At 31.1% G+C, this 2,240-nt stretch carries 1 protein-coding gene; it reads right to left on the reverse strand.

Annotated elements, in window-relative coordinates; genetic code table 11:
- Window positions 1-2,091, reverse strand: a 2,091-nt coding sequence (locus V7149_RS25625; protein WP_335348379.1) for a glycosyltransferase, incomplete at its 3' end; no start/stop codon positions are given.
- Window positions 2,092-2,240: the final 149 nt, after the last annotated feature.

Raw genomic sequence — 2,240 nt, forward strand, 5'->3', positions numbered from 1 at the left:
TTCGTTGTTTTGCTTATATTCAATTTCATTTTTTAGATATACTTTATGAACTTGATATTCCACATCACTATATATTTCATTTAATTTTTTTGTCCAATTATCGATATGGTCTTCCTTTATTTTATGAGACAATTGTCTCCCTTCACATTCTCTAAATTCCTTATTTATTATTAACTTATTTACATAGTATAAGTAATCTTCGATCTTATGAAATTCTTTATTAAAATAACTATAAGATATGTCATTAAATGAAAGTGTCTTATTATGTTTATTTTCTAATGCCACTATAGGCAATCCTGTTAATCCGCCGTCCAATGCTGATGTTACGGAACCGAACATATATGAATCAACATATATATCAGAAATACAATAGAATTCTTCTATATCTTGCCTCATCCCTAAAGGTAAAATTCGGCCATTTGTCTCTTTATATGCTCTCTCCCACTCTCTAGCATTATTAGGTCCAATTACAATTGCAATAACATCTTCATGAATATTAAGCATTCTTTTAATAATATCAATATAATGAATCTCGCCGAAAGAATTAAATTTATAAGGAGTAGCAATTGTTAGTAGTACAATTTTCTCCTCTGAAATTCCTAAAGTTTCTCTAATTTTACTTTTATCTTTGCTTTGAAGAGTTGGCAATGTCAAAGGTATCGGAAGAATAGCATTATTTGATATTCCTCTTCTATTTAACGACAACTCCAAACCTGATGCCCTGAAGTTTATCAAATAATCAATTATTGTCTTTCCAATCCAAAAAACATGATCACCATGATTCATAAATAAAACTGGCGGACCACCTTCTACACCAAAGGCCATTATTGGTATTGGATCAAACATGTGCACATGAAGTACAACTATATCAGCCCATTCATAAGCAATCTTCCTTAGCTCTGAAGCACGTTCAATAAATTTATCTTTTTCTTCCAATGAATATATCCATCCGCCGCTATGTTTGATTTCATTAAGAAGCCACTCTGGCGATGTTTGCAATTGCCATGTTGTAATAAGTGAATGAACAGAATCTTTATCTTTTGCTACCCAGTTTTTCACCAGTCTAGTATGTCCACCTGTTACGTATCCCTCACTTATAATATGTAATACCCTTCTCTTTTTCTGTTGATTATTTCTAGTGATATTTAGATTTTCTAGTGCAGCGGCGTCCGGTAAGTTCTTTGCACATTCTATTAAAATACGTTCACTTTCATTGGATGTATATAGTCCAGGATGATTTTCCGATGCAAATTTTGCCGCTTCATAAATCCACCTTGACGCTTGTTCGTAATTCCTGTCATTTAAACTATTATTAGCATTATTTAAAAAGCCCATAAATTGTACTTTATTTGAATCTATTATTTGTTTAGCTCTAACTTTGTCAAAATCAAATAGATCTAATGTTGGTGTCTTTGATAATATCTTTTCAAAAACGTCTGTATACTCATCAATAAATATTGATTTGTATTTATCATATTCCTCGTTCTTTTGATCATTTTGACAATCATGGATACACCATGGCGTGGCTTGAAAAGGTACTGCTACTTTAAAACCTTTTCTAATAAATTCTAAACTTTGAGAGTTATTATAAAAACACCATTCATCAAAAAGGTCTTCTCTCCATGGAATGTCATACTGAGTCACCATTAAAAAACCTTCAATAGCTTGTACTTCTTCATAATGACTTCCAACTTCATCACAAACCAACATTTCCAAATTACCGAAATGACTTTCATACACTTTCCCGAACTTTTGCTTTTCTTGCCACAAATTAAAATTAGTTGGCAGTGACTTATCACCTACCATTCCTATAAGGCCAATGCTTTCTTCTTGTCGAAAAACTTCAAGAATGGCATTAATAAAGTTCTTATTTATTATGAATACATCTTGGTGAAGGAATACTTTATATTTCGCATCCGTTTGTGACATTGCAAAGTTGTATCCCGCTGTAATGCTAGATGCATCTTCAATTGGAATTATCTCTATTTCAAAGCCTGGTGGAATATTCAAGGATTGAATATAAAGTATTGATTCATTTAACATTCTTTCATCGTTATAACAATATATAAAAGCAATTTTTTGCTCGTTCATTTCAAGAATATCTCCTCAAATTGTGATATTAATAATTGGAACTTAATCATTTAGCTCGCAATCTTAAATCCTACTTTGTATATTACTAATCATTTTTTCTGTTTCTTCATCTAGATAATGTATTTTTTGAAAATATTTTAGTGCTACCT

Source organism: Bacillus sp. JJ1503, assembly GCF_036965125.1.
Lineage (GTDB): Bacteria > Bacillota > Bacilli > Bacillales > Cytobacillaceae > Cytobacillus.